Genomic DNA, 26999 nt, shown 5'->3' on the forward strand with positions numbered 1-26999 from the left:
GAGCCGCCATCCGCCCAGGTCCTATGGCCCTGCAGCACCAATGGCACTGCAGCGAGACTGGTGCCGGCAATCATCGCCAGCCTTAAGAAGGACCCTTCCGGAGGGCCGCAACACTGAAGGAAATCAGGACTTCGGGCGTGATGAGCGGGTGCCTGAGATTGAAATTCTTTATCGCTTTGGGCTCCCAGAGTGCCGCAGTTGACGCGCAAAGGCATTCAGCGGCCCGAACACTGTCCTGTTGTCGAAATTCCTGTGCATCAACACCCTGTTCGACAAGTTCAGCGACGATGCCCTTAACGCGTTGTGCGTGTGCCTCGAAAGCGGGCCAGCGCTCATCATCGGCGATCGTGAGCAGCTCGAATATTTTGTCCTCATCCCGCATGAGAGCAAGGGCCCCTCCATGCAGCCCCAGCATGAACTCTCGGAGCGTTTCGGCACTCGTAAGGGTTCCGGAGCCGAGTTGGATGACGGGAAAATTGTCTTCGAGCACCCGCGTAACAAGCCTGTCATATATCGCCACTTTGGAAGAGAAAAAACGATAGACGTTTGCTGGCGACATCTTGAGGTAGCTGGCGATGTCGCACACGTTCGTTTTCCTGGAACCATAGAGAGCGCACAATTTCTCTGCCGCGCTTAGAATACGGGCAACATTCGTTTCCCGGTTCTCCTGCCGGCTTGTTCGCCGGTGGGGCATGCCCGAGCGGCAGTTATCACTCTCAAGCATCGGCGCCCCCCCGCGAATCTGCGGCGCCGGGACGGGCCAACCTCAGTTCGCCCAGATAGACGCTCTCGGACAGGACGCAGTCGCGCCAGACGCTGCCATGGGCATGGGACACTTCGACACGATATGTGCTTCCGTCACCCCGCAAACCGTCGAAGCCAAAATCGCCGAAGCTGTTCGTCGTGGCTCTCGCGAGACGCTTGCCTGCCTGGGATAGGGTTACCTCCGCCCCTTCGAGACATTCCACCGCCCCGGCGATGTCGGCGCTGACGCTGCCGCCTATGAAGCATGTCTCCCACCGTTCCAGACCCCGGTACCAGATGCGGGGGTTGGTTCCGAGCTCGGGCTTTTGCACCTTGAGCCCCTCGGTGGCCGCCTTTAGCTCCATAGCGGCGTCATCTAGTTTCACCGCCTCGAAGACGTCCGTCGGACAACTCTGCTGGCAGCGAGGCCGCTGCCAGCCCTGATCGAGCAGGTGGGCATCAAAGATCCAGGTCTGCGGCACCTGCTGCTCCTCGTTCCAGACGATTGCCCGGTACGGGCACGAGCCGAGAATGTCCTTGCGGCCCTTAGCCTTCTCTGGATCAATGATAACGATACCGTCGTCGCGTTTGCGGATGGCGTCGCCCGCATATCGCATGCAGGGCGCGTCATCGCAGTGGTTGCACATCACTGGCAAATAGGTGGTCTCCACCATCGGCGCACTGCCCTGTACGCGGCGCAGGATGCGGATCGGACTCTCTCCCACTGCAGCAGCCGGCGCCGCGTAGCCCGGAAAGTCGTTGCCGACATGTTCGTCCCGGTCCGCGATCACGCAATTGTGGCAGTTCTCGCAGCGGCCGACGTTGATGATCAGATTCCATTTGCTCAAGACTTTCTCCTACGCCGCGCAGCCATCTTGAAGGCGTCCGCGTTCTGCCACTTCTCGATTTGCACAAGGCAGGAATTGGGAGCCATGCTGCTGGTTCCGCGGGTCTGCGACCGGTCCGGGGTAAGGATGTTCAAGCAGCCGCCGACCTCTGCGGTCTCTCCTTCAACTTCGATAAGCTGGAACTCGGCGCTGGCCTCATAGGACTTGACGACGCCCGGGGTCACCAGGGCCGAAATGTCGGCGGCGCAGATCACGGCTCCGCGATCGTTGAAGATTTTCACCAGGTCACGATGACCAATGCCGCGGGTGGCGGCATCGGCCGGGTTGATCCGCAGCAACCAGAAGCGATGGCCTGCAACCAAGGCACGATGGTCCTCCACCTGATTAACCGCGCTGTTCTTGCCATCCATGCTGGTGTGGAAGCTGTAGCGGCTATGTGTGGCGATCATCTGCAGCGGATAGCGCTCCGTCAGCTCGGTGGTGCGCCGCCCTTCCCAGGAGGGAATGTAGTGATTGATCGGTGGCCGATCCGGATTGTCCGCCGTGTTCCGCTTGAGGATCTCGGGCACGAATTCGAGTTTGCCGCTCGGCGTTTGCAGGCCCATGCCGAACTCTTCGGCATACTGGGATGGCATCGGAAGTGGTTCCGGCAGATCCTTGCGCCTGCCCTCGGCGAACCAGCGCATGTCGACGGGCTGGCGCAGTTCCGGCTTTTCGGGCGGCACGACGTAGTAACCTTTGCGACAGAATTTCTTCCAGGAAATTTCGCCGGGCAGATCTGACGAATCGAACACCCGCTTGACCCAGTCGAGTTCGCTGCAGCCTTCGCTGAAGACGGCGCCCAGGCCCAGCCGGGTCAGGATGGCTGTGAATATGTCGTAGTCGGACTTCGACTCGCCCAAGGGCTCGATGCACTTATGCTGGAGGGTGATGACGCGATGGTTGACCACGTTGACGCCGTGGTGGGCGTAGCCTCCGGAATTCGCCCATTCGCCGATGTCCCAGCGCTCCAGCGAAGTGCAGGCCGGCAGGATGACATCGGCAAACTGGGCCTCGCCCTCCATCCAGATGGACTGGTTCACCACAAACTCGATGCTCTCGTGCCGATAGGCGTCCACCCAGCGTCCCGATCGAGTTACGGTGCTAAGGGACGATCCGCCGTAGCGGTAGATCATGTGTATCGGCGAGTAGCCCGGCATAGGATAGCTGAAAGGCGCAAACTGGGCCTCTTGGGCCATGCCGTCCCAGAGATAGCCGGTGGCGTGACCGGTGATGATCGCCTCGGGCAGTTGCTGGCGCGGCACCATCTGCTTGACGGGATTCATCGTCAGGATATGGGGCATGCGCTGATAATTGTTGACCGCATTGCCGGTCCACGCCAGGTCGCCGGAAATCCCTCCATCCGCATAGCCCGGAAAATAGAAATGCAAGTCGTGCGGGACCCCGATCTGGAGACCGCCGAAATTGACGCCCGGCTTGCCCCAGCCCTGCATGGCCATCATCATGATCATGCAGCGGGCCCACTGGGCTCCGGTCGCGCCGCGGCCTGCGCCGCCGAACCCCGTGCCGGTCATGCCAACAGCTAGATAGACCTTCCTGCCGCCCCACTTGCGGGCCAGGGCGCGCACGTCCCTGGCAGGTATGCCGGTCTCGGCCTCCTGCCATTCAGGAGTCTTCGGAACGCCATCGGTTTCGCCCAGCAGGTACGCCTTCCATTCGTCGAAGCCGGTGGTGCGGGTCGCGACGTATTCCTCGTCATAGAGGCGTTCCTTGACCCAAACATACATGATGGCCTGGGCCAGGGCCGCGTCGGTCTGCGGCCGGACGGGAAACCAGCGTCCGCCCAGCAACTGGGCTGTCGGATTGCAATGCGGGTCGATATGCACGAGCTCAATGCCGAGTTCCTTGGCCCATAGACGACGTGTCGTGCCCTCAAACCCCGCATAGGCTCCATTGGTGCTTTCGGGATCGCAGGACCAGAAGACGATCATCTCGGCTTCCTTCAGGCAATCCTCGACCCCGCCATAGCCCGCAGGCACGCCGACCCGCATTGAATTGCCGAAATGATGCATTGCGCCCCAGTACCAGCCTTCCCAACTGTCCGGATTGGCCGCGACCCGGGTGAATCCGATCAAGTTGGCGAAGCGCATCAGCGAGCTCAGGTAATAGCCCACATTGCCCCACTGGTGGTGGGACGACATCGGGAACGTGATGGAACCGGGCCCGTGGACGCGCTTCTGCCGATTGATCTCCGTCGCAACGATGTCCAGCGCCTCATCCCAACTGATCCGCACGTAGCCGGATTTGCCGCGGTTCTGGGGATTGCGTTCGCCATTGGGATCGAAATCCACCCGCTTCATCGGGTAGAGGATACGCTTGTCCGAATAGACGAGGGATTTCATCGTCAAGGCGTGCGGCGCTACCAGCGCCCGCCGAGGCGGACTGAATTTGCGGCCGCGAGCCTCGATCACCCAGGTGGCCGGGTCGGTATCGTCGAACTCGATCGGCGTAACCCGCAGAATGCGTCCATCCTTGACATAGACGAACAGGGGACCGCCGTTGGTGCAGGTGGTGAAGCGATGGCTGCCATCGGGCATGGGCATCCCCATGGCCACGCCGGCGGTCTCGCTCATGTTGAGAGTCTGGGTGAACCAGACAATCAGTTCATCGGGCCCGGTGGTCACCACCTTAAAGTTCTTGGCCGCGTGGATGATCTCACCCTGATCGCGATTGGGTAGCAAGAGTTTCAAGGCGGTCGCCACGTCCTTGAAGGACATGACCACTTCGCCCTCGGCCGCCGTGCCCGGACGGGAGCGGAATTTGCCGCCTCGGATTTCTACAATGCGGCCGATGCTGCCGTCCTGCAGGCCGATCCACGCGGTGACGTCGTGCTGCTTCAGCCGCTCCGCAAACGCGGGAGCCCGGGACGCCGTGTGGTTGAGCACCTTCGGCAGGGCAAAGAGGATAGTTCTGAGAACCTGCCGGTTCACTCTGGATCTTATGGCTACCATATCGATGCGGTCCGCCAGTCGAAATGTTCGTTTTCGACGTCATGAAAAAACGGCCTGATCGCGACATAGCGCGAGGCTTGCACGTCCATTGATCGCTCTCCTCCAACTCCCATTCCTCAACATTGACTATAAAATCACAATGACTAATTAGTCAATTCCAAAATGAGGGCCGAGCGGCGGTGGAGGGATGAAGGCGTGAGCAGGCCAAAGATACGCCCGCGTCGCTACAGCCCGAGCCCAGCAATCGACGGTTCCAATTCATGGCATTGACGTTGGCGTTGCCCAAGTCACGTTGGAAGATCAACAAGTCGCCTTCCTCGAGCCGCGGGGGCGGCGTTTGCGGCGACCTTCCGCCAGATGCTGATAGAGCTCCAGCGCCTGATCTTCCTTGCCGTAGATGAAGCGATAGATCGTCTCGGTGCAGACCCGCACGGCGCTCACGCCATCGGCGAGCAGACGACCGGCGATCTGTTCCGGGGACCACAGCGCCTTCAGCTGCTCGATCACCAGTTCGCGCAATTGCGGGTGCCGCACAAGCTTCCTCAAACGCTGCCGCCGCTCCTTGCGGATCTCGTCAGCAACCGTTGGGAAGTAGCCGCTATAGTCGGGCAGCTCGCGATCGTGGAAGGTGTTGCGCCGGATCTCACGATAGATCGTCGATCGATGACGGCCGAGGTCGCGCGCCATTTCTTTGATCGGCAGCTTGCGTTCGACAAAGTGGAAGAGGCGGCGTCGATCGGCCAGATTCAGCTGCGAATAGCGTCGGGACATGCCAAAATCTCCAAGGGGAAACCATTGAAATCATTGGCATGTCGCACTTCAAATTAGAATGTACCTTCTATGCCTCTAGGATCGCATAACGTATCGTCGGGAACCGCATGGGCCAGACCCAAGCCGCCCGGAGACCCAGATAGCTCAAGTGTCTTCCGGTTCTGCCGACAAACCGCTGGAGCCCAGCGCGGGAAGGATCGCCCTGACGTTTCGAGGCCGTGACGCCGAGCTGACGGGACCTAAGTCCCCATGGAGGACATATTGTCGGCCCTATGTTGAGAATACGTGCTCGGTCCGCGTGATCGAGACGCCTGTAAGGGCCCACCTGCCATCAGTGTCCCCGCTAGAGGTGGGTCTACCGAGGTCCCTGATGCTCGCAATTCTCGACCGGCTAGCGAAAGCCGGGCGCTGTTCACCTCACCGGTAACGCTTCGGCGGGGCGTTTTTTTTTACCCAGCAGGGATGAGTTGTAGTGACCCACCCCGCAGGGCCTCAGCTGGGGTTCGAGTATGTTCCTCATCCACTTGGGTTAGGGCGAGCTGCGTGGACCTCTTTCGTGCCGCGAGCGTTCCACAACCGTTCGCGCATATTTCAGAAGTTGTAGCTATTCGGAGCGCCGCTGGGATGTGCTCCCGCAAGTTGCAATAGAAGAGCCCCACCTCCGCCCGAACGTCGATGGAGCTCTACCTTGATCCGGAGGGATTTTGGATCATTGGCGAGCCTAACAACGCGCGTGTTCTCGGAATGGTTCCTTAAAAGAAATGGCCCCGTCGGGGTGACGAGGCCAGAGGCTACCTTCGGACTTCACTCCGGGGATTTGGTGAAGCCTGCCATGTGATCCCGAGCGGGGGTGTCGGGACCAAGACACGCGAGAAACGCGCATACGGCGGAAAGGTTCCTGCTGGCAGGGAGCGAGCCAAAAAGAATGGCCCCGAAAGGCGACGACGGGGCCAAGCAAGCGTGTACCTGGCAGGCTCCGTGGACATAGGTCCGGCGTCGTGGATCATCGGCAAAGCAAAGAACGGTCACCGATGCGGAATGTTCCCTATGCGTCCGGCCGATACTGAGCAACGTCGGAGTGCTGCTCCTGCCACATGGCGCTCTCGAACAGCGCAGCCTCATCGCTCACCCCGTTGCGAAATTGCTCGATGATATTCCGGGCCAACGTTTGAGCGCGCTTTCCGTAGCGTGGAATGCTGCACCAGATGCACACCCGATCGAATGTTCGTTGAAGCATATCAACATCGTCCGGACTTATCTTGACGGATGGCTCTCCTGCGATCTCCTGCATCGAGACTTCCGGATTACCGTGGATGAGCGCTTCGGCGTTCGCTGGCGCCACCGATCTTTTGTCGAAACCGGTCATGTATTTCAGGGCGCCGCTCTCTCGGATGCCTCTCTGGTAACAACTGAGAATGCGTCTTGCGATCACTTCTGCCGTCTCACAATCTCGCGACAGCCCCCGTTCGCGCAGGATGTCTTGGAAGATCCGATCGATCTCGTTCATTTCGTGAGGGAGAAGCGCCATCGATCTAGGCAGGGAATGCATGCGCGACCTCCTTTCCCAGGGGTGGCGCGAGGTTCCCTCTGCCGGAGCCCCATAGTTTCGAAAATCGAGTGTGAAGAAAAAATAATATCGGCTAATCAATCCGACAAGATAGCCAAAAAGGGTGATTGAGGTCGCTGATAACGGATCGGAGCGGTCTTTATTGTGGCGCGCCAGTTCGTCGACGGCGAGGCTGCTCGAGTACGCGCGAGTGTCGCGTTTTCGGCCAAGTGGTATCCACAAACCTGCCGATCGACCGCAAATGGGCGTCAATCTCAGTTTCAGTGGATTGCGGTTGCCGTACTTCTCTCCAATGCAGTGGCGTCCTGTTCGTCGTCATCGCCAATCACATACTTATCGTGCCCCACGGCGCTGGTGTCACACCCAGCCTCGATCACGTCCGACGAATGCAGGAATTTCGTCCTCGCTCATCAGGCGCGTCACAGGGCTTTGCTCATGCTGGTTTCCTCCCCATGTGGGATCTGAAGTGAGGTAGGCCGAGGCGCCGAGTGGTCGCTGGGCGCAAAAGTGCTAGTAAGATTTCGGGGCATGGGCCACGTGTGGGATGGACCCTGGAGCGCGGAGTTGATTGGGACGGGGACTTGCTAGAATTTTGCCAGTTCAGCTCCTGTGGTCTGGTCCAAAACGGCGGAGAAGTCAGTCAAGATAGCAAGAGAGCAGAGGTGCTCGTCAGCGATTTGGATCAACGCTATGGCGACGTCATCATCAGACCAGCCCGCTGCCGTACAATAATCGACGAACACTCCGAACGCCTCTCTGAGGGCTTCTTGGCATTCATCGCTGCTCTGTTCGTATTTGGTTCGGCGGGTTGGAGGGGCGATTATCGGTAGAGTTACGTTCTTCATTGCTTCACCCAAGCAGCCTCATTGATTTTCCAGTGGCCCACAGCGGCCCTGGTTGAATCAGAATATGCCGTAATCGAAATACGCGACAATTGACCTCAGACCATTGGCGGACCGACTGGGACTTAGGTCGTTACAGCAAATGGGTGGGTCACAGAGTAGCTCCTAACTCGAAGTGGCTATCCGGAATCCAAAGGGATTAACTGCCATGGCCGCGAGGGGCGGGAACCTCTGCGTCAACCACTTGTTTCCGTGTCCTACGAGCCCACCTTTGAAAGCAAGATCGACCCCAATCAACCTCGCTGCCAACGGCGTCGCACCGAACTGGACGGCAACAGTGTCGGCTACATCGGGCGTATCAGGAATGAGACCGGCGGCAGGTCAGATCACGACCATGTGTTCTCGCCCCGAGGAATTGCTGGTTGCTCGCTGTACATTCCAGACTCAGCTCTTTGATGTTCCAGACTCGTGCTCTTAAGCTGCGGGGTCGGTAGATGGGGACGCCACCCCGCCCAAGAGCCTTGCCGGACCGGCTGCTATCGCGAAGTGGCCACGGAGAGCTTCGGAAGGACAGTGGCGATCGGACGGCCGCCGTCGCTCAAAGCGCCCCCGACCAGCAGGTAAGCAGCGATTACCGCCATTGATAGAAGCATTACTCCGATTGGGAGGGCCGTCGTAAACTTCCTCTGTGGCGTTCCGTAAGTGTGTCGTTCGTACATTCGCAAATCCTCAATCCTTCAATTGGGCAACGACATCAAAGCTGGTCCCTGCTGACTGCAAGGGGCGCTCCGGCGCCGTTGCCCGCCCAAGGCAGTTAAGGGCTGTGCTGCTTGGGCTAAGAAGAAACTAACGCGACGGTAGGGTGCGACAACGAACCTAAGACCTTTGCGCTGGCCGTCTGGGACTGAGGTCCCATGGCGGAACCTTTTCCGCCGCCCTAGGTTTGGATATGTTCTCGATCTTCGACCCGATCGAGGCGCCTCTGGGCCCCGCCTGCCATTAGTGTCCCCGTTAGATGTGGGGCCCACCGAGGTCGTTAATGCTCGCAATTCTCGACCGGCTAGCGAAAGCCGGGCGCTGGTTCACCTCAGGTCCCGCTTCAGCGGGGCCTTTTTTTACCCAGAATGGATGAGTTGTGGGCTGATCTTGTAGTCGCACACAGCCCCGGGGAGCTTCCACCCCCGGAGGAGGCTCCCCCATCTTCCATTCGGGAAGGGACAGCCGACCGCCGCCCGAACCTACCTTGGCTGCAGCGGTCACACCCAAGCAGGCAGAAAGACTGGCGCCACCCGGTAGCGCCCTCACGCAACAACGAGTCAAGTAGCTACTCGTTGGCAATTCCTGCCCACCGCGAGACGTAGGGCAGCGTCCCGGTTGGTAGGTGCGGGCGGACCCTCCTCGCTCCACGCCAAGCTCCCGCAGGCGGGTACCACATTGAAGCTATCGCGCCTGTTCAAGTCACTAGGAACCGAGGGTTTGCAGCTCCTTGAAGTCTGGTTCGTCGAGCAATCCGGACTGCGCCGATATCAAAGGAACAAGGATCAAATTCGCTGGTTTGAAGCTCAATGGATCGGGCTCGCGCCTGACCAAGAGGAGGCGCAAATGATCGACGACCCAAAGGACCGCAGACCCCAGCAACAACAAAGTTTCTCACCGTCCGAGGAGCGCGGTCGATACCGGGAAGGTCTTGGAAATCGTTCTGCCGAGTGGCTGGATGAAAGCCAGGCTGATGAAAGCTCACCCGGTGATGATCAAGTCAATCAAGCGAAAAGAGCCGCAATGCGGGCCGTGGATGACGAAAAGAGCGCGCTGGCCCGCCAACTGCGCGGTTTAGCAAGCGCCGTGGAAAAGGTCGGATCCGAACTTCGCCAGTCGGAGCAACCGGCGCTTGGGCGCTACACACAGCAAATTGGGAATTCAATCGGACGGCTGGCGCGCGATTGTGAAAACCGAGAACTGGGCGAAATAGCGGCTATGGCAGAAGATTTCGGGAGAAAGCAGCCTCTCGCCTTTCTCGGAATCGCAGCAATTGCTGGACTGGCGGCAAGCCGATTCCTGTCTGCCTCGGCCGAACGGTCCCACATCACCCCGAATGTTGCCCAACCGAATTCCGCTGCGACACACCGCAAGGAAGGCGACTGGGACTTTGAAAAGGAATTGCGCGATGCTTGACCCTCGTGATGACCGCTCCTTATCCGACCTCATGACAGGATTGGTGACAGACATATCCGGGCTTTTCCGAAAGGAAATCGATCTCGCGAAGGCCGAGGCAGGCGAGAACCTAAATCGGGCTATCGGCAGCATCGAGACGTTTGTCGTTGGGCTTATCTTCGCAATAGCGGCCGTTGGTGTACTCTTGGGCGCGGTCGTGCAAGGGCTCGGCGCCTTCCTCATTGCGCAAGGAATGCAGGAGGCGAACGCTGATGCCCTATCAGCGGCCGTCGTCGGTCTCGTCGTGGGTCTTCTCGCATGGGTGATGATCTCGCGTAGCCTCGCCGGGCTCGGACACCGCAGCGTGCGCTTCGACAAAACGACGGCGTCCCTCCACCGTGACCTCGAAGTGGCGAAGGAGACAGTACGATGACCGTGGACACGCATTCGTCTGCTCAGTTGCAGCGCGAGATCGAAGCCGATCGCCAAAGGATCGAAGAAAAGCTTCACGCTATCCAGGAACGGATGTCGCCTGGTGAACTGATGGATGAGTTACTTGCCTATGCGAGGAGGAGCGGAGGCGCAGAATTTCTCAAGAATCTCGGCGGCGCGATGAAGTCGAACCCCATTCCGGTAGCCCTGACGGGCATCGGCCTTGCGTGGCTGCTGGCGGATCCTGCGTCCCGTGCACCTCAAGCTTCGGCCCCCGATAACGGTGTAGACAACTATCCACTCGCTTTCGTGAACGGCAGTCTTCGGCGTGTTGGGCCGGTCGAGGCAAGTTTTGGCGAAAGATACAGCCATTTCGAAGATCAGGGAGGCAGTCGCTTTCGCGCCCGAACCGATGCGGCCGGCCACAGGGCCGGTCATTTCGTGGATCCGAGTGGCGCCGTCTATCGCGGCTTCACCGACGCATCCGGATCACCGATCGAGGACATCCGTGATGAAACGGGAAGGTTGTTCGACGAAGCCTCCGGCTGGGGGTCGGCTACCTGGCGAGAGATGAAGAGCGCAGCAAGCGGCATTTCCGATACGATTGCAGAAGCCGGCCGATCGGCGGCGGACAGTGCTCGCGGCGTCCGCCAGATTGCTCAGACTCAAGGAGCACAGCTGAACGCTGCCATCCTCAAGAACTTTCGCGACCAGCCTCTCGTTGGCGGCGCGCTTGCGTTTGCGATCGGTGCAGCCATTGGAGCAGCGCTGCCTGCAACGGCGCTGGAGGATGTTACCGCCGGCGCGGCCTCGGACCGCGTGCGCGACCATCTCGCGGCTACGGCCGATGCCGCCGCAGAAGGAGCGATCGAAGGTGCCAAAGGAGCCTTGGACGAGACCCGCAGAACGACACCAGGCGAGACGCCTAATGGATGACGCCCGACCGGGTCATCCGGCCGGCCCATTTCGATGATAACCCAATGCCGCCGGCGGTTGAGAGCGCTTCATGTTAGAGATTGCCTATATTCTGCCGGTGGGCGATCCTGCCGCCGGTGGAATGGAGGGGGAAATGAGTGGCTTCACCAACAAGGAGACAGCGGCCGGGCTAAAGCGCCGTGATGGCATACTTGTTTTCAAGTATGTCGACGGCACGTTCGGTAACTTCGAGGTCGCAGCGACGGCAGAGCAATTTTCGAAAGATTAATCGCCCAACAAAAAGGCCGAAGCGATCGCTTGCGGCGCGGACTTCGCCCACGCCCAGTTTACCTGTTCATCTCCGGTTTTGGTTGCCGTGATACAATTTGCGAGTCGGATGCATCCAAGAGGAGCCAAGCATGAGCCGAAATACCGTCCTTGGAATAATTCTTGCCGTGGTGGTCATCATCCTCGTCGTCCTTCTAATGCCAAAGAAGGAAACGACCCCGGAGACCGCAACACCGCCTGCGACCACGACTGAGCCGACGACATCTCAACCGTCGACGACCACGCCATCTACAACAGCACCGTCGACCGCTGAGCCGTCAACCACCCAACCGTCGACGACCACACCGTCCACTACGGAGCCGTCAACAACGACACCGTCGACTACGCAGCCGTCTACGACGCAACCTTCAACTACGACGCCTGCTCAGTAGAGCTTTTAAGTGTCGCGACCACCCTGCGCATAGACCGCGGTCCTTGGGTGGTCGCGCTTACCCAGTAGGTACTCTTCTGCTCATCGTTCGCAATGTTGAGGGCCTGTCGCGCGTGTTGTTCTTGAACCTGGAGGGCCTTCCAACGCGCAGAGATCTCGTCCATGCCGGCATCGGCATCTTGCGAAACAGTTCAGCGCTCACTTGACCATCTCGACTTCCAAGCCGTGGCAGGCCTTCATGAGCTTCTGTTTAATACGGAGTAGCGGGGTGACGACGCCCTTCGCATCGATGACGCGGCGGCGCCTCATGACGACATCAGAGGTTGCGCTTGCGGCCTCTCTGTTCCCAGCCTGTCGACGGGTGGGAGACGGAGCTTAATCATGCGGCCACCTCGATCGAATCTTGGAACAAACACAGTCCGGTATCGGTTGACCTCCTAAACAGGAGTCGAAAACGATGCCGACTGAACCGATCCCGAGGCCGCCCGATCCCGAATTTCCGCCCGGCATGCCGCCGGACGTGCCGCAGCCGCCCATCGAGGAACCAGAGCCCGACGTCCTTCCGGACGAGGTTCCCAATCCGAACCCGGATGAGAATGACAAGCCACCGAAGCTGAAAGCGTGAGTCCAGCCAGCACAACCCTGACGGAACGAAGGTTGCATCCCGCGGTTATGTCAGTATGGAAAGGAGGCGCCGATGATCGAAACTTGGAACGAATGCGTGATCATCCAGCTTCCGGAACTCGACGGAGTTCAAATAGTGTGGACTCCCGCCAGGGCAGCTATGCTGCTTACCGAGAGTGGCCTGTCGACTATGGCGTCGCCTATTTGGCCGCTCTGAACAAATGCACGGACGCCATGCTTGGCACCTACCCGTGGGAGCAAGCGCGAGATGCGTTCGCGGCGGCCATTGCCGAGGCTAGGGTAAAGAACAAGGTTGAGGGAATTTCGATACCGTGGCTCCGCGAGCAGGAAGGTCTCATCGCATTTTATCCCGGCAAGCCGATCGACCCACGGGAACGGGAATTCTGGATGATCTCGATTTGGAAAGATGTGGAGTCAATTAAGAAGGCTGCTGGACATGAATGGCAGCAGCCGATTCTACTAGAGGACGAGGCGGACCTCGTTGAGACCGTCGAAATCCATCACTTCGAAATCTTTGGAAACAAACACACCTGAAGCTCTTAAAATCGAGCGGCAGGAAATTCTTCTTTCCACCCTTCTGAAGAAGCTTTGCCCCGCTTGGGGTCGGCTCCGGTATTATCCCCTTACACTGCGCTGAGAACGACTCGGATGCTTCCGTTCTGGCTTAAAAAAGCGGAACGTTCGAGAGGCGGCCCGCGCCGCTGCTTTACGGCTTCAACAGCGCGCGCACACCACCGAGGTCTCTAGATATTGTCGATCCGGTACTCGGGCAGGGCACCCAACTTCGGCCTGGGACCAAATAGTTAGATGCGAACCTTTGGGCTTGATGAGCTTACCCATTCGCCGGGACTCGTCAGAGAGAAAGAGCGCCTGATGCAGTCGGCGACGACAGGTCTGTCAGTCATTGCTGCCTTGCGCCAGAAATTGTACGAGCGCCGAAACAAGGGCCTCCGCGCTGTAGTAATCCAAAGGGACTTCGATGTTCGCGCCCGTGAATGAGGTCAGTTCAAGTGTCCCAAGAAGCGGCTCCCGTGAGACGATACTGATTTCGAAACCCTGAAACTCTGCGGTTATTGTGGTCCGATCGTCTTCCATCTCTATCCCCCTCCAGGCAAGTAGCTGGCAATAGAGCGCTGAAAGGTTGGCACATCTCACCGCACTCCCTTGTATATAAGCGATACGTAATATAACTCACCTTCAAGGCCGACGAAAGCCGTCCCCCGGCCAGAAGAGCCGCGTCTCATCAAAGCAGAGATTGCGAGTGCGATTGTGGAGTTGTTCCGGAACTCGGCTATGCAGTGTGGCAGATCGATAAGCTTGAACGCGTCGTAGCACTCGACGTCCGTTCTGACGATCTCAAGACGCTGGTTCTGGACGAAAACCTGCCAGGCAGCCGATCGCCTATGCGCAGACGATGGCGTTGGCCCCACAACGGCAGCGGGACTAGCGGACGCGCCCTTGTATCGTTGGGAACTCACAGCCTGGCACCGGTGATTTCCCAACCTTCCAGATTGGCAACTGCGCGATTTTCGCCGGACCGGACAGACTTTTTCAATGAAGCGAGGCTACCATTCTTCGGCGGTTCGTCCTGCAGGCAAACTATGCAATCAAATGGCTATCGTCGCGCTAGTCTCGCCGTTTAGTAGTCGCCTCAGGTGGAAGCTCGCAAGCCGATCATCCGAGTTTCGACCGACGAGGGCTGCAAATGACGCGACCGCATGGGGATTACCCGCCTCCAACTCTTCGAATGCTTGGAAATACGCCTGTGTTGTCTGGACTGGCGTATCGCGCCGGCTCAAGCGGCTCGAAAGCGTGGATCGGCTCGACCCTGCCTCGAAGTAACAAGTTGCCAACCGGGCGACCACAGAACGCCTGCACCCGTGCAGCCAGGCTGCTACTGACGCAGATACGTGTGCCGATCGTTTTGTTGGCCGACTCCAATCGCGCGGCGACATTGATGGTGTCGCCATAAGCACTGTAGTCGAAAAACCGCCCTCCGCCGAAGTTGCCGACGACAGCGGTGCCCGCGTGTGCACCGATCCGAGTATAACCAAGCGCTATTCCCTTACTGCGCCATTGCTCGCGGAAGGACGAGGCGATCATCCTGGCAGGCATGCTCGCCAACATGTGCGTGGAATCGCATTTGCGGGAATTTCTCGAACTGGGATTTGAGGTAGCCGTGGTCCGCGACGCCGTTGCCGCACCGAAAATTCCCGAAGGCGATGGCTATCTGGCGGCCCTCATCAACTTTAGGTACATGGCGAATGGGCTTTGGACGACGGAAGAAACGGTCGGAATGCTTCGCAGCTAAAGCGGTTCATGGCGCTTCGGGATCGGCATGAGATTCCCAAATCTGCAGATTTGTCATTCGTATTGGATGCTGGATGGAGGCCAGCATCCATGACACGACCCTTAGCAGGCGCCATTGTCTGTCACGACACGGGCAACGGCGACACCGAGACCGGCATTAATAGACGACGGCCGCATCGAGGAAGGCGGCCGCGCTTTCTTGTCGCCTCTTCGGGGAGCCGCAGCCCAGCTTTTTTGGCCGCTCGGCCAGGGCACCACGCGTCAGTGTTCTCAATGGCTGAGACCCTTCGGCGGCATGAACGATAGGGACGCAACTGAAACGGACATTTCTCGTTCCCAACGGCTGGCGATCCGTGTTCTCCAATCCCCGCAGATGTTCCCAGTGGGTGAAGGGTCGGGTGTTTCGTTTTCGCCCAGTCTTTCGGCTCGAAAGCGCGTTAACTTTGTTCACAATCTTTAATTTAGCAAATTGAAATCTTCTCTTTTCTACTCCATGAAATATGTTATGAATCCATTAAGGATATGGGGTGTCAAGGCCGATTGGGGAAAAACCGGCTGAGGAAACCAACATAAATTTCAGGAAGTTAGTTTGGGAGCGGCTGTTTTCTCGGCTGCCCCGATAGGAGTAGTCGTGCGCGGATATTTCTCGCTCCGAGAGGGCGTGCCTGCTGCAATGAAACCGGCTCAGACTGGCCCGATTTCTTGCCTCTGCTTGGACGAGAATTGCTGCGTCGCTTCTTCTACGGACGTTCGACCAATCAGGCGATTGCGACCAGGTAGTCGCGGGTTCGAACGCGGTCGCTTCGCACAGAACATCGGTGCTTCGGGACGTTTTTGCGCTCCGCATGAAGGATATCAATCAACGGTGGGATGGGATCACCGGTGACACAAAAGCGCCACCGGGTGGAAATCGCGTAACACCACAGTTCCCCGGATACCGGGGCACGCGACGGGAGGGGTAAAGTCATGGCTACGCAGACCACGGGTGGTGGAAGCACGACGTCGTTCAGCAATGCACCGCAGGCGCAGGGTGACGCCTATGCGTGGACCGAGGAGCAGCTGAAGTCATCTGGCCTCTACAATTCCACTACGAACACCATCACCCTCGATGTCATGGCAAACGACCTCGGCGGGAAGGCAAAAACGCTTTGGTCGGTCGACGACGGTGGCTCCGATATGATGTCCGAGCTTCTGAAGAGCAACGTCACGACGACTTGGGAGAGGACCGCAGCCGGAAACTGGATACGCATCTACGACGGAAAAGTCGAGTTCAGGCTCGATGACGGTTCGAACACGCCCGGCAGCGCCAGAAGCATCGATGCGCTCTCAGCATGGGACCACATCCAGGACTCCTTCTATTATTCCATCCGGCTGGGCAACGGAACGCTCAGCTATGCCAAGGTGACATTGGACATCGGCGGCCAAAACGATGCTGCGTCTGTAGGCGGAAAGTTCACGGGGACCGTGACGGAGGCGGGCGGAACAAACAACAACGATCCAGGCGCACCGTCCGCCTCCGGAACGGTGGCGGTATATGACGTCGATCTCGGAGAGAAGCATTTCAAGGCAGCGTCGGAAGCTGCGCTGAAGGGCACCTACGGCAACTTCTCTTTCAATCCGGCGACAGGCGAATGGAGCTACACGCTCGAAAATGGGCGTGAAGCAACACAGTCGCTCAAAGCCGGACAGGTTGTGACTGAGACGCTGACGGTCTGGTCTGCCGACGGTACCGCAAGCAAGGACATTGTCGTTACGGTCAACGGTAGCAATGATACTCCGACGACGTCGGCCGTGACGCTGGCAGCGATCGCCGAGGACAGCGGCGGACGGGTGATCACCCAGGCCGAGCTTTTGGCCAATGCCAGCGATATCGATAGCGCCACGCTGACGGCGACGGGCCTGACGATCGACAGTGGCAGCGGCACGCTGACCGACAATGGTGACGGCACCTGGACTTACACGCCGGCGGCGAATGACGACAGCGGCGTTTCGTTCAGCTACACGATCAACGACGGCAATGGCGGCAGTGTCGCTGGTACCGCGAGCCTCGACCTTACCGCGGTCAACGACGATCCGACGACGTCGGCCGTGACGCTGGCAGCGATCGCCGAGGACAGCGGCGGACGGGTGATCACCCAGGCCGAGCTTTTGGCCAATGCCAGCGATATCGATAGCGCCACGCTGACGGCGACGGGCCTGACGATCGACAGTGGCAGCGGCACGCTGACCGACAATGGTGACGGCACCTGGACTTACACGCCGGCGGCGAATGACGACAGCGGCGTTTCGTTCAGCTACACGATCAACGACGGCAATGGCGGCAGTGTCGCCGGTACCGCGAGCCTCGATGTCACGCCAGTCAACGACGCGCCCACCAATACTGTGCCGGGCGCGCAGGCCGTCAACTCGAACGCGTCGAGCGCAATCGGCGGTGTCGCCGTCGCGGATGTCGACAACGCCAATGTCTCGACAACCTTATCTGTCGCCCATGGCAAGCTGACGGTTGGCACCGCCGGCGGCGTGACCGTGAGCAACAATGCCACGGGTACGGTGACCATCAGCGGAGCGCTCACGCAGGTCAATGCGGCGCTGGCTGCCCTGAGCTACGTCAGCGAAACGAACTACGGCGGCATCGACACTTTGACCGTCACCACGTCTGACGGCTTGGTGAGCGATACCGACACGGTGGCGCTCACGGTCAATCCGCCGCCAAATCAAGCTCCGGCGGCGCCCGCCTTTACCTTTAATGCCGGGGCGGTGAGTGGAGACGATGGCAACAAGCTGCTTTCGGGCACGCATCTCGGCACCTTCGCCGCGGTCGACCCCAATGGTGATACCGTCACATACGGTTTCGGGGGCGGTGCGACCGCCGGCTTGAGCCTGAACCCGGCCACGGGCGCGCTCAGCCTTTCCGCTGACCTCAACAATGTCGATCAAACGTTCAACGTGGTCGCCACGGATACGCATGGAAATCAGTCAACCACGACCACCGTCCGGCTTTGGATCGGAACCTCGGGCCAGAACACCCCTACTTTCACCAATAACAGCGAAACGATCATCGCTTTCGGTTTGAACCAGAGTGACACGATAACGATCACCGGTGGATCCGGACATGATGTTCTCGTCGGCGGCGGCGGCGCCGACTCCCTCGGCGGGGGCGGCGGCAACGACTGGCTTATCGGCGGTGCAGGCAGTGATGTTCTGAACGGAGGAGCCGGCAACAACATTCTCGCCGGCGGGATTGGCGACGACACCTTTGACTTCGGAAACTTCGGCAGTGCGGTGAACCACATTACGGATTTCGAAACCGGTACGAATTCAACGACCGTCGATAGGCTGCGTTTTGATGTGGGAACCGGAGCGGGCGCGTACTCCGTTGGTGACAACGATACGACCGTCGAGAATTTCAAGTCGGGGAACAATGCAGCACTCAATGTCGCTGGTACTGAGATTGCCGTGAAAACAGATGCGAGCGTTACCAACGCCTCGGTCCAAAGCACGATTAACGGCTACGGCAATATCACCTCTGGCGCGTTCTTCGTCTTCCACAACTCGGAACTGGGTCACGCAGCGGTCTACTACGACCCCAATCCCAGTGCCACAGGTGGTGCGATCCTCGTTACAGAACTCGACAATGTCACGCTGCTCGGCAATCTCGGCAACTTGAATGCCGGCGATTTCCAGTTCTCCTAGGAGCGACGATGAGCCGGGCTTCAAATCAGTCCTCCCTCCAGGCGGTGATTGCCGAACTTCGGCGTGCCGCCTGGCCGCTCGTAGCCTTCAGCGCGGCGATCAACATCCTGATGTTGACGGCCGCACTCTACATGCTGCAGGTCTATAATCGGGTGCTTTCGAGCCACAGCCTTGAAACGCTGACGGCGCTTACCGTCATGGCCGTCGTTGCGCTCCTGGCTCTGGCCATACTGGAGACCGTGCGATCGCAACTGCTTATCGCGACCGGGATCTGGTTGAACGGTCGCCTGTCGCCGGTTCTCCTTGCCGCGTCGGTCGAGCAGGCGGCCGGAAAGCGGGGCAATGGCGGCGCTCGGACACTGCGCGACCTCGAGCAATTCGGGAATTTCGTAACCGGCTCGGCAATTTTCCCGATACTCGACGCGCCCTGGGCGCCGATCTTCTTTGCGGCAATCTTCCTTTTGCACCCTTGGCTCGGCTGGCTGGCTTTGGGTGGCGGTATAGCGCTTTTCCTTCTGGCCGTGCTTACGGAGCTTGTCACGCGAGAGCCGGTTGCCCACGCGAACAGTGCTCAGAGCAAGGCCTATGCGCAAGCGGAAGCAGCGATCCGAAATGCTGAGGCCATACAGGCCATGGGAATGCTGCAGGCGATGATGTCCACCTGGAAGCCACTGCAGAAGGCTGCGGCCGAGGGGCAGGCGACTGCAAGCCTTCGTTCGGCTGTCCTTGCCGCGGCGGCACGCTTCCTGCGTCTCGGTCTGCAGATCGGCGTTCTCGGGCTCGGAGCCTATCTTGTCGTGCACGCCGAAGCGTCTCCCGGCGCGATGGTGGCGGCTTCCATCCTGATGGGGCGGGCACTCGCACCCGTTGAGCAGGCGATCGGCACGTGGAAGGCGGTCGTGAGCGCGCGATCTGCATATCAGCGACTATCGGGTGTGGCCGGCGCTCGGCGTGAGGAAGCGCCCATTCTGCCATTGCCGCGGCCTGAGGGACGGCTTGTCGTCGAGAACGTCATTGTTGCGCGCGAGGGCGGCGGCGAACCCATCCTGAAGGGCGTGAGCTTCCAGCTCGAACCCGGCGAGGTACTCGCGGTTATTGGTCCGTCTGCGGCGGGCAAGACGAGCCTGGCAAGACTCATCGTGGGGGCTGCTACGGCCGGCCACGGCCGGGTGCTACTCGGTGGCATGGATGTCGCGCAATGGGCGACCGCCGATCGTGGCCAGCATGTCGGCTACCTGCCACAGGACATCGAGCTTTTCTCCGGAACCGTCGCCGAGAACATCGCTCGATTTCAGGAACTCAACGAGCAATCGTTCCGGGATGTCGTGCGCGCTGCCTGCGAGGCCGGGGTCCACGAGCTCATCAAAGGGCTCCCGAAAGGCTACCACACAGAAATCGGGGAGGCGGGGGCGGTGCTCTCGGGCGGCCAACGTCAACGCATCGCGCTTGCACGCGCACTCTATCGCGATCCTGCATTCCTGCTCTTGGACGAGCCCAATTCGAACCTCGACCGGGATGGTGAGCAGGCGCTGAGCAATGCGCTACAAGGACTGAAGGCTGCCGGAAGAACGATCGTTCTGATTACGCATCGCTCAAACATGATGGAAAGCGTCGACAAGGTTCTCGTGCTTCAGCGCGGTCAGATCGATCTCTTCGGTCCGCGTAGCGATGTGTTACGTGCAATGGAAGAGCGAGCGCGAGCCGCGACGGCTGCCCCGCGATTGGGGATCGTGAGCGCATGATTGCAAAGCTGACAGCCCTTGGTCGCGGCGATCCCACGGCATACACGGCTTCTGACGATCCGCGGCTTCAGCCGCGACTAAAACCCGCCATTGCGATCGGGAGTGTGGTGGTACTCGCATTCTTTGGCATCTTCGGCGGCTGGGCAGCTCTGGCGCCGCTCGACAGTGCGACAGTCACGCAAGGCGTCGTCAAGGTCGAGGGCGAACGCAAGGTGATCCAGCATCTCGAAGGCGGTATCGTTTCGGAGCTGAAGGTCGTTGACGGCGAACACGTCAAAAGTGGCCAGGTCCTGATCAAGCTGGATGACACACAGGCGGCCGCTCATTTGGAACTCCTTAGAAACCGTGTCATGTCTCGCAAGGCGTCGGCCGCCCGCTTGCGGGCCGAACGGGACGGAAAGGACGAGATTGCGTTCGAACAGGAGCTTCTGGTGCCTTCGTCAAACTCGGCTGCCCGAGAAGCGGTTGCGGTGCAGAACGAAGTTTTTCGGGCGCGGCGTCTGGCTCTTGGCAACGAAACCGGCATTCTGCATCAGCGCACCCTGCAAAGCGAGAATGAGATCAAAGGGCTCGAAGACATGGTCGCGGCCCAGGACCAAGTGATGGCGTCCATTGAAACAGAGGCGGCTGATCTTGAAAAGCTGTCGAAGAAGGGCCTCGCCACGCGCGAGCGGCACCTTCAGTTGCGCCGGCGCCAGGGAGAGCTCAAGGGAGAGCGCGCCACGAACATCGCCGCAATCGCACGGATTCGGGAGTCGATGGCGGAGATTGAACAGCAGATCATGAAATTGTCCACGACGCGCCTGAACGAGGCGGTTGCCGAGCTCAGCAAAGTGGAGGCCGAACTTTTCGATCTTCAGCAGCAGTTGCGCGCGGCAGAGGACGTGCTTGCCCGCGCTGACATCCGAGCGCCCGTCGACGGCGTTGTCATGGGATTGCAGGTGCACACGGCCGGTGGTGTCGTCCGCCCCGGCGAGCCGTTGATGTCGATTGTGCCCCTCGGCCAGAAACTGGTGATCGAGGCGATGGTCCGCCCGGAGGACGTCGACACCGTCGCCATCGGGCAGACGGCACATGTCAGGATATCGGCCTTTGCACGTTACGATATGCCGCCGCTTGAGGGGCGCGTTGAGCTCGTATCGGCCGATCGCATGACGGACGACAGGACCGGCGCCGGCTACTTCACGACGATCATCGTGGTCGATGAGCAAGAGCTCGACAAGCTTGCCGGCCGCAAGCTGCTCCCTGGCATGACCAGCGAAGTGATGATCCGCACCGGCAGCCGAACGATGCTTGCGTATATCGGGGAACCGCTTGCGCGAACGTTTCGCAGGGCTATGCGGGAAAACTAGAATTCCTTCGCCGGCCCGGTCTCGAAGTTTTTTACGCGACCCCCAATCAAGCTTCTATATAGGGCCTCCGCGGAAGCGAACGCCGCTCGCCCATGCGATATATTTAGGGGAAATCGGGTTCCAGCATTCACGCAAGGGGTAGGGGTGGCGGATGCTCGAAAGTCGGGCCATCAATCCACGACAACCGACGAACCTTCGGGTCGCAAGAAGCGTCTCTCCGAGTATGGACTCGTGCTGTGCTGCAAATCCATCCTCGAACAATAAGAGTGCCGCCAGGCCGCCAGGGAGATGGCGTGCGGCCGACCGCATGCACCATAACGTTGGCGTCGCACGAACGAGTCCCTGCCTGGATCATGGGCTTGACGGTATTGTCCGTAAGGGCACCCTGACGTCTCCTAATCCAGACACTAAAGCTTGTAGCCGATCTTTCGCAGCAAGTCTTTCCGCCACGTAATGTCCGCATCGGTTTCGACACCCAGCGGTGAGGCGCCATCCACCACGCCGAGCACGCCGCGGCCCAGCTCCGTTTCAGCGACGATCACCTGCGTCGGGTTGGCCGTCGCGCAATAGATGCGGCAGACCTCTGGCACCGCGCGCACCGCAGCCAGCACGTTGACGGGAAAGAATCCGTCGCCCAGGAAGATCAGGAAAGTGTGGCCGGCGCCAATGGCCAATGCGTTGTCACGTGCGAGGGTGAGCATGGCTTCTTCATTACCCGACCAGCGCACCAGCCGCTTACCGGAGGCCTCGCAGAAGGCCAGCCCGAAGCGGATGCCAGGAACCGCGCCCACCAGCGCCTCGTGGAGGTCTTCCACAGTCTTGATGAAATGCGACTGGCCAAAGATGAAGTTGGCGGCGTCCGGCTTGACGATGGGCACCACGGTGAGTTCCATGGCTGCGCTCCTTCAAGGTGGGCAACGCAATGGTAGGTAGGACCACGGAAGGCGATTTCAAGCCGCCATATGCGACCGCTTTGGCCCCCCAGCGCTGTCACCTTCACTTCTTCGCGGATCGACCAACACAAGGGAGGCGAAGACCAAGCGTGAGGTCAGTTTTTCAAATGCTGGGGATCGTCGTTTTATGGGTGAATTCGGTATCCGATATCGGGAATATCCGACGGCTCCCTCCCCGCCAGACGGGGTCTGTTGGCCGCTTACTTGAAATCAGTGAATTTCCAGCGATAGATGGCGCGTCTGTGAATTCGAACGCTCAGACGGAAGGCTCCAGATCATCCTCGTGGCGTTCTGGGTCCTTTTTCAATCTCAGATCGCATTGCTCACAACGTGAGCTGCGACAACGCCAGTAGGGCCGCGCCAGTACGATGGCCGTTCTGTATCGCGCTAGAGAAGCGCTAACCCTTCCGGATTTCGCCGGCGCGCTCGTCGTAGCATGACTGAGCCTCTGCTCGTGGACGGCATTCGCGGCACTGCATCCGTCCGCAAGCCAAAGGTCCAGTAACCCGATGGTTGGGACCTCAAACGTTAAGCCACGCAAGCAGTAAGAGAAGGACCAGCCCGGCGCTCACGACTCGGACCCAATGATTGTGAATGATTTGGCTCAGTAGGCTAGGGGAACCAGGCCTACCGTTGACATAGCTGGTGGTGACGTCTTTGCCGGCATAGGCAATGTCGTCATCGTCCCATCCATAGCCGGCTGACGTCATGGATGCCCACTTTCGCTGTCGCCTAAACTCCTCTATCCGCCACAAACTGCGTTCTTGCACCGCCTTGAGAGCTTCGTCCTTCACATTCGGCGTTTCGATGATCCTGACCGCCGTGAGCTCCGTGGCTTTCAGAACTTTCTGCTGGGCAAAGATGTTCCCGCCGGTGTGATAGGGATTGAGAAATTGCCTTTTGAGCTGCTTCTCACTCAGGTCCCCGAACAGAAAAATCGGTTCGTCACCATTCTGAGCGGTCCAAACGACGACGTGGAAATAGTTCTGTTGCTCCATCGTCTGCCTCTAGCGTTCGAGGTGAAGCAAACAGTGCGAAGGGAAGCAGTGTCAGATCGCCGAGAAAGTCACAGGCGAAGAGGCGGGCACCCAATTAACAAAGCGGGCACTGATATTGGTGAGCAATCTCACCACTTTGTCTTCGATCGCCTGACAGTTGCTTTCGTATTGGGCGAGCAGAGATTCGCCTGAGATCGTGTGTCCTTGGAGTTCATCCCGGGTGATCACCGCGATGCCACAAGCCTCTAACAGGGTACTCAGCGAAAGGAGCCTTAGCTTCGCAAGCTGTTGCCGATGCCTCGGCAGCCGCACCATAAGGCGTGTCCGTCCGACTTCTCGAAATCCATCGTTTCGGCCTTCAGGCAACGCCTGAAAGCCAGTGTCCTCCACAATCCGATAGGTAGCAACATGAATATGACGCACAGGCTCTGCAGCGACGACATGATTTTGCCCGAAGGCTCAACAGTCGCCTCGAGTAACCGGCGCTGTATCTGGCGATTGACCACGTCTCTTTGGATATCGAGGAAACCCCTGGCTCTCGCGGTTTCAGGCGGTGATGCTGGCACACCTGTCGCGCCGGTCGCGCATGACGAGAGTGGCGATAATAAAACCCGGGACTAAGAGCAGCGCGTAGCCTCCGAGTATGATCTCGCACGGCACCACAAAATTCAGTTGCGGCGCGGCGCCGAGGATGACCGGCACGCTCCAGGAGACAATCGAAATCACGCCGCATCCTATCAGAGCGGTCTTCGTGGCGGGTCTGATTTCCGAGAGGAGCGTGGAGCCGATTTGGCGGCGGATGAACGGTATCACGAAGCGATGGATAGCGAAGCCGTTGACAGTGAGGATGCTGACGATCGTCACCTTGGCCCAGATCTTCGGGTTGAGCAGCTTCTCGGGTTCGGTCACTTGATAGAGAAGGAGAAATCCCAGGCCCGAGGCCCAGAGCAGCAAGAGTCCGGCCGCGATAAACCGGCTGATCCATTCGACGTGTTCGACGAGTTCCGAGCTGACGATCATCCGACGGTAGCGTGACAACATCAGATCAAGAAACACCGCGCCGCCGAGCCCGAGAACCAATCCCGAGAAATGGACTAGCCGTAGCGTTGTACGGATGTATGAGGCCAGCTGGGGCGCTGACGACAAAGAAAGATCCAGAACACCCATTTCCCAACTCCCCCAAGAAAACGCGCAAATGCATTCGCACCCCGAAACAGGGCACGTCCGATGCTTCGGACTGTTGTGATTTGCTGCTCCGAAACGCGATCGGGACCCGGTCTCGGAGCGAGCCCGTTCTATGAAATGGTGAGTTCCATTGTCAAGTATTATGCCGCGCTAATTCAGCAATTTGTAGATTGAAGGTGCGGCTAGCCGCCTTTGCTGCTTCGGGCTTGATGGCGGCTGATCCTGGCGATCGCCACCAGGATCAGGAAGCTTGCAATGCGGCTCGTACTTCAGATTTTGACCAGTATTCCAGTGGTTTACACAAAGGCAGCACCGGATGCCAAACCAGCGAAGGAGGCGGCGTAAGGACTGCCTTGATGCCTTGTCCGTTCGAGCGCCCGATCAGGCCGCACACCTCCACGACGACCTGGTGCGATCGCGCCGGCTCCGACGGCAAGCGCGATTGCCGTCCACTGCAGCGAGTAGGCGAGGCGTCCGGTCCAGATCCCGATGACGGCCGGGCCGCCCGCAAGCAGAGCCAGGCCGACAAACGACAGCGGGCCCGTCGTATGGCAGATAGCGCTTACAGCGCGGGTCCGCTGACGAGGCCATAGGCTACATCCCGACAGCCGAAGGCGCGGAGCAGTCTTACTGCAGGCCGATCGAGCCAGCCATGGTCGGAGCTTCACCCACCCGGTCTCCGGCAAAGCTAGGGCGGTCAGTCTAAGCCGATCCAGACAGAGCCGTCCTGTACGCGGCACGGGTAAACAACCAGCTTGGCGCGGTTTTTCGAAATGTCGCCCGCGTATTCATAGCCAGGCGCGGTGCCATCCTGCTGCAACTGCGCCCACTGCCTGATTTCGCCTGTGAGCAGATCAAAACAGCTGTGATGCCATCGGCAAACCAGGCCAAGATCGCTGGTAATCGCACTTTCGGTGTGTGGGAGTTGCAGCCCTTTTGTCTGGGCTGGACTGCGACGCTCGTATAAAGGCAGGTGAAGATGTGGGCAGGCGTTGTTGAAGGCACAATAGCCATCCGCTTCGCGAACGATGACGATGTCGTAGTCCTCGAAGTCGAGGATCCGTCTTTCGTGGAGCTGAAGGTCTTGTTCAGCAAGAGCGCAAACCCACCTTCTGCCGCCATGTCGGATGGTTTCGCGGGAGGGCTTGGCGTTGAGTTCGGCGTCGATTTCGGGCCTTAGCCTATCGACTTCGAATAGCGTCGTGCGCTCGCTCGTACCGCGAAGGCGCACCCTGACAAAGTCAGCGATTTCAACTTTATCGGCAAGTGCGTTACGGAGCGGTTCGGATATCAGCAGCCGCGTACCGGCATCCTTGTTGGCGGCCTCGATCCGGCTCGCCACATTCACAACGTCACCAACGGCGGTCAGTCGTCCATGTCCGGAAAAACCCAATGTCCCGATGACAGCCTCGCCGTAGTTGAGGCCGATGCGGATCTCGAAGTCGATGCCATACATCGAGGCAAAGAACGGCTTCAATCGATCCACGGTGCCGAGAGTCTGGAGGGCTGCATTGACGGCACGGAGCGGTGCGTCAGGTTGACCATCAATGCCGAATATGGCCATGAGCCCGTCACCAATGAAACTGTCGATGAACCCGCCATTCTTCTCGATAATTTCGCCGACCTGGGCGAAGTATCGATTGAGTAGATACATCACGTCGTAGGCAGAGAGCTTCTCCGACAGCGCTGTGAAATCGACAATGTCGCTGAAGAACACCGTGACGTGCTTCGCTTCCCCAGAACGTGTCGCGGCTGTTGCGCCAAGTTGGTTGGTGATCATCAGGTCGGTTTCGTCCAACACCAATCGCCGGATACGAAGGTCGCCTTGAGGTTTAAGCTGGCAAGCCAACCGAACTTCGTCCGTCAAACTCAATCGATCCGCCATCGAAGCCTCAGCGGCATTCCGATTTGGGCAGGCCTCCAAGCCAGAAAGGATCCAGACACGGCAGGTCGAGCATTTCGCCCGCCCGCCGCATGCATGCGCGAACGGCACGCCCGATCTCAAGGCCGCCTCCAGCAAGGTCTCGCTGGCGGTCACGTCGAAGTCCGTCTGATCAGGCAGGGCGGTTACTCTGGTCGTCATCTTCGACTCCGCGGGTTGGTCCCAATTCTAACACCAAGG

At 59.3% G+C, this 26999-nt stretch carries 20 protein-coding genes and 4 pseudogenes; 11 read left to right on the top strand and 13 right to left on the bottom strand.

Annotated features, from left to right (window positions below; translation table 11 throughout):
- Positions 1-82: 82 nt before the first annotated feature.
- From IB265_RS30920 to IB265_RS30945, 6 genes and pseudogenes are all read right to left on the bottom strand, one after another.
- Positions 83-724: a TetR/AcrR family transcriptional regulator gene (locus IB265_RS30920; RefSeq protein WP_246806102.1), complete on the bottom strand. Its 642-nt coding sequence runs from the start codon at positions 722-724 to the stop codon at positions 83-85.
- A complete protein-coding gene (locus tag IB265_RS30925) occupies positions 717-1592 on the bottom strand; it encodes a 4Fe-4S dicluster domain-containing protein (protein WP_192495664.1) in 876 nt (291 codons plus the stop codon). Before IB265_RS30925 ends, IB265_RS30920 begins: the two co-directional genes overlap by 8 nt.
- Positions 1589-4537 (bottom strand): molybdopterin-dependent oxidoreductase, encoded by a 2949-nt coding sequence (locus tag IB265_RS30930; RefSeq protein ID WP_309140529.1) that lies wholly within the window; start codon positions 4535-4537, stop codon positions 1589-1591. Before IB265_RS30930 ends, IB265_RS30925 begins: the two co-directional genes overlap by 4 nt.
- A 378-nt stretch (positions 4538-4915) precedes the next feature.
- Positions 4916-5374, bottom strand: a pseudogene (locus IB265_RS30935) (IS30 family transposase); the annotation flags it as partial.
- Positions 5375-6419: 1045 nt separating this feature from the next.
- Positions 6420-6923, bottom strand: a complete 504-nt coding sequence (locus IB265_RS30940; protein WP_192495666.1) for a hypothetical protein — start codon at positions 6921-6923, stop codon at positions 6420-6422.
- Between the two features lie 602 nt (positions 6924-7525).
- Entirely contained in the window at positions 7526-7786 is a 261-nt protein-coding gene (locus tag IB265_RS30945; protein ID WP_192495667.1) for a hypothetical protein, read from the bottom strand.
- A 1473-nt stretch (positions 7787-9259) separates the two neighbouring features.
- Between IB265_RS30945 and IB265_RS30950 the strand changes: the two genes are divergently transcribed.
- The 6 genes and pseudogenes from IB265_RS30950 to IB265_RS37035 all read left to right on the top strand — a co-directional run.
- Positions 9260-9955 (top strand): nutrient deprivation-induced protein, encoded by a 696-nt coding sequence (locus IB265_RS30950; protein ID WP_192495668.1) that lies wholly within the window; start codon positions 9260-9262, stop codon positions 9953-9955.
- Positions 9948-10367 carry a phage holin family protein gene (locus IB265_RS30955; RefSeq protein ID WP_192495669.1) on the top strand — a complete coding sequence of 140 codons (420 nt, stop codon included), beginning with the start codon at positions 9948-9950 and terminating at the stop codon, positions 10365-10367. Before IB265_RS30950 ends, IB265_RS30955 begins: the two co-directional genes overlap by 8 nt.
- Complete coding sequence (locus IB265_RS30960; protein WP_192495670.1) at positions 10364-11302, top strand: DUF3618 domain-containing protein; 939 nt, start codon at positions 10364-10366, stop codon at positions 11300-11302. Before IB265_RS30955 ends, IB265_RS30960 begins: the two co-directional genes overlap by 4 nt.
- A gap of 70 nt (positions 11303-11372) precedes the next feature.
- Positions 11373-11570, top strand: coding sequence for a hypothetical protein (locus IB265_RS30965; RefSeq protein ID WP_192495711.1), 198 nt, complete (start codon positions 11373-11375; stop codon positions 11568-11570).
- 886 nt (positions 11571-12456) lie between these two features.
- Entirely contained in the window at positions 12457-12624 is a 168-nt protein-coding gene (locus IB265_RS30970; RefSeq protein WP_192495671.1) for a hypothetical protein, read from the top strand.
- Positions 12625-12696: 72 nt separating this feature from the next.
- A pseudogene (locus tag IB265_RS37035) lies at positions 12697-12929 on the top strand (DUF982 domain-containing protein); the annotation flags it as partial.
- A 612-nt stretch (positions 12930-13541) separates the two neighbouring features.
- Here the strand turns inward: IB265_RS37035 and IB265_RS30980 are convergent.
- Positions 13542-13739 (bottom strand): hypothetical protein, encoded by a 198-nt coding sequence (locus IB265_RS30980; protein WP_057255141.1) that lies wholly within the window; start codon positions 13737-13739, stop codon positions 13542-13544.
- A 129-nt stretch (positions 13740-13868) separates the two neighbouring features.
- On the opposite strand from IB265_RS30980, the pseudogene IB265_RS30985 reads away from it, so the two are divergent.
- Positions 13869-14091: pseudogene (locus IB265_RS30985) on the top strand (hypothetical protein); the annotation flags it as partial.
- Positions 14092-14251: 160 nt separating this feature from the next.
- Here the strand turns inward: IB265_RS30985 and IB265_RS30990 are convergent.
- Positions 14252-14741 (bottom strand): annotated as a pseudogene (locus tag IB265_RS30990) (adenylate/guanylate cyclase domain-containing protein); the annotation flags it as partial.
- Positions 14742-14757: 16 nt separating this feature from the next.
- Between IB265_RS30990 and IB265_RS30995 the strand changes: the two are divergent.
- From IB265_RS30995 to IB265_RS31010, 4 genes are all read left to right on the top strand, one after another.
- The gene (locus IB265_RS30995; protein ID WP_210334638.1) at positions 14758-14955 is read left to right on the top strand and encodes an isochorismatase family protein; all 198 of its coding nucleotides are present in this window, start codon (positions 14758-14760) and stop codon (positions 14953-14955) included.
- A 965-nt stretch (positions 14956-15920) separates the two neighbouring features.
- Positions 15921-18647 (top strand): cadherin-like domain-containing protein, encoded by a 2727-nt coding sequence (locus IB265_RS37500; protein ID WP_192495672.1) that lies wholly within the window; start codon positions 15921-15923, stop codon positions 18645-18647.
- An 8-nt stretch (positions 18648-18655) separates the two neighbouring features.
- Positions 18656-20389 carry a type I secretion system permease/ATPase gene (locus tag IB265_RS31005; protein ID WP_192495673.1) on the top strand — a complete coding sequence of 578 codons (1734 nt, stop codon included), beginning with the start codon at positions 18656-18658 and terminating at the stop codon, positions 20387-20389.
- Positions 20386-21741 (top strand): HlyD family type I secretion periplasmic adaptor subunit, encoded by a 1356-nt coding sequence (locus IB265_RS31010; protein WP_192495674.1) that lies wholly within the window; start codon positions 20386-20388, stop codon positions 21739-21741. Before IB265_RS31005 ends, IB265_RS31010 begins: the two co-directional genes overlap by 4 nt.
- A gap of 407 nt (positions 21742-22148) precedes the next feature.
- On the opposite strand, the gene IB265_RS31015 is transcribed toward IB265_RS31010, so the two are convergent.
- The 5 genes from IB265_RS31015 to IB265_RS31035 form a co-directional block, all read right to left on the bottom strand.
- Complete coding sequence (locus tag IB265_RS31015) at positions 22149-22634, bottom strand: adenosine-specific kinase (protein WP_057255142.1); 486 nt, start codon at positions 22632-22634, stop codon at positions 22149-22151.
- 581 nt (positions 22635-23215) lie between these two features.
- Positions 23216-23692 (bottom strand): hypothetical protein, encoded by a 477-nt coding sequence (locus tag IB265_RS31020; protein WP_192495675.1) that lies wholly within the window; start codon positions 23690-23692, stop codon positions 23216-23218.
- A 51-nt stretch (positions 23693-23743) separates the two neighbouring features.
- Complete coding sequence (locus IB265_RS31025; RefSeq protein WP_192495676.1) at positions 23744-24007, bottom strand: hypothetical protein; 264 nt, start codon at positions 24005-24007, stop codon at positions 23744-23746.
- Between the two features lie 231 nt (positions 24008-24238).
- The gene (locus IB265_RS31030; RefSeq protein WP_192495677.1) at positions 24239-24859 is read right to left on the bottom strand and encodes a hypothetical protein; all 621 of its coding nucleotides are present in this window, start codon (positions 24857-24859) and stop codon (positions 24239-24241) included.
- 715 nt (positions 24860-25574) lie between these two features.
- Complete coding sequence (locus IB265_RS31035) at positions 25575-26960, bottom strand: adenylate/guanylate cyclase domain-containing protein (protein ID WP_192495678.1); 1386 nt, start codon at positions 26958-26960, stop codon at positions 25575-25577.
- Positions 26961-26999: the final 39 nt, after the last annotated feature.

This window comes from Ensifer sp. ENS10 (assembly GCF_014852025.1).
Taxonomy (GTDB): Bacteria; Pseudomonadota; Alphaproteobacteria; order Rhizobiales; family Rhizobiaceae; genus Ensifer.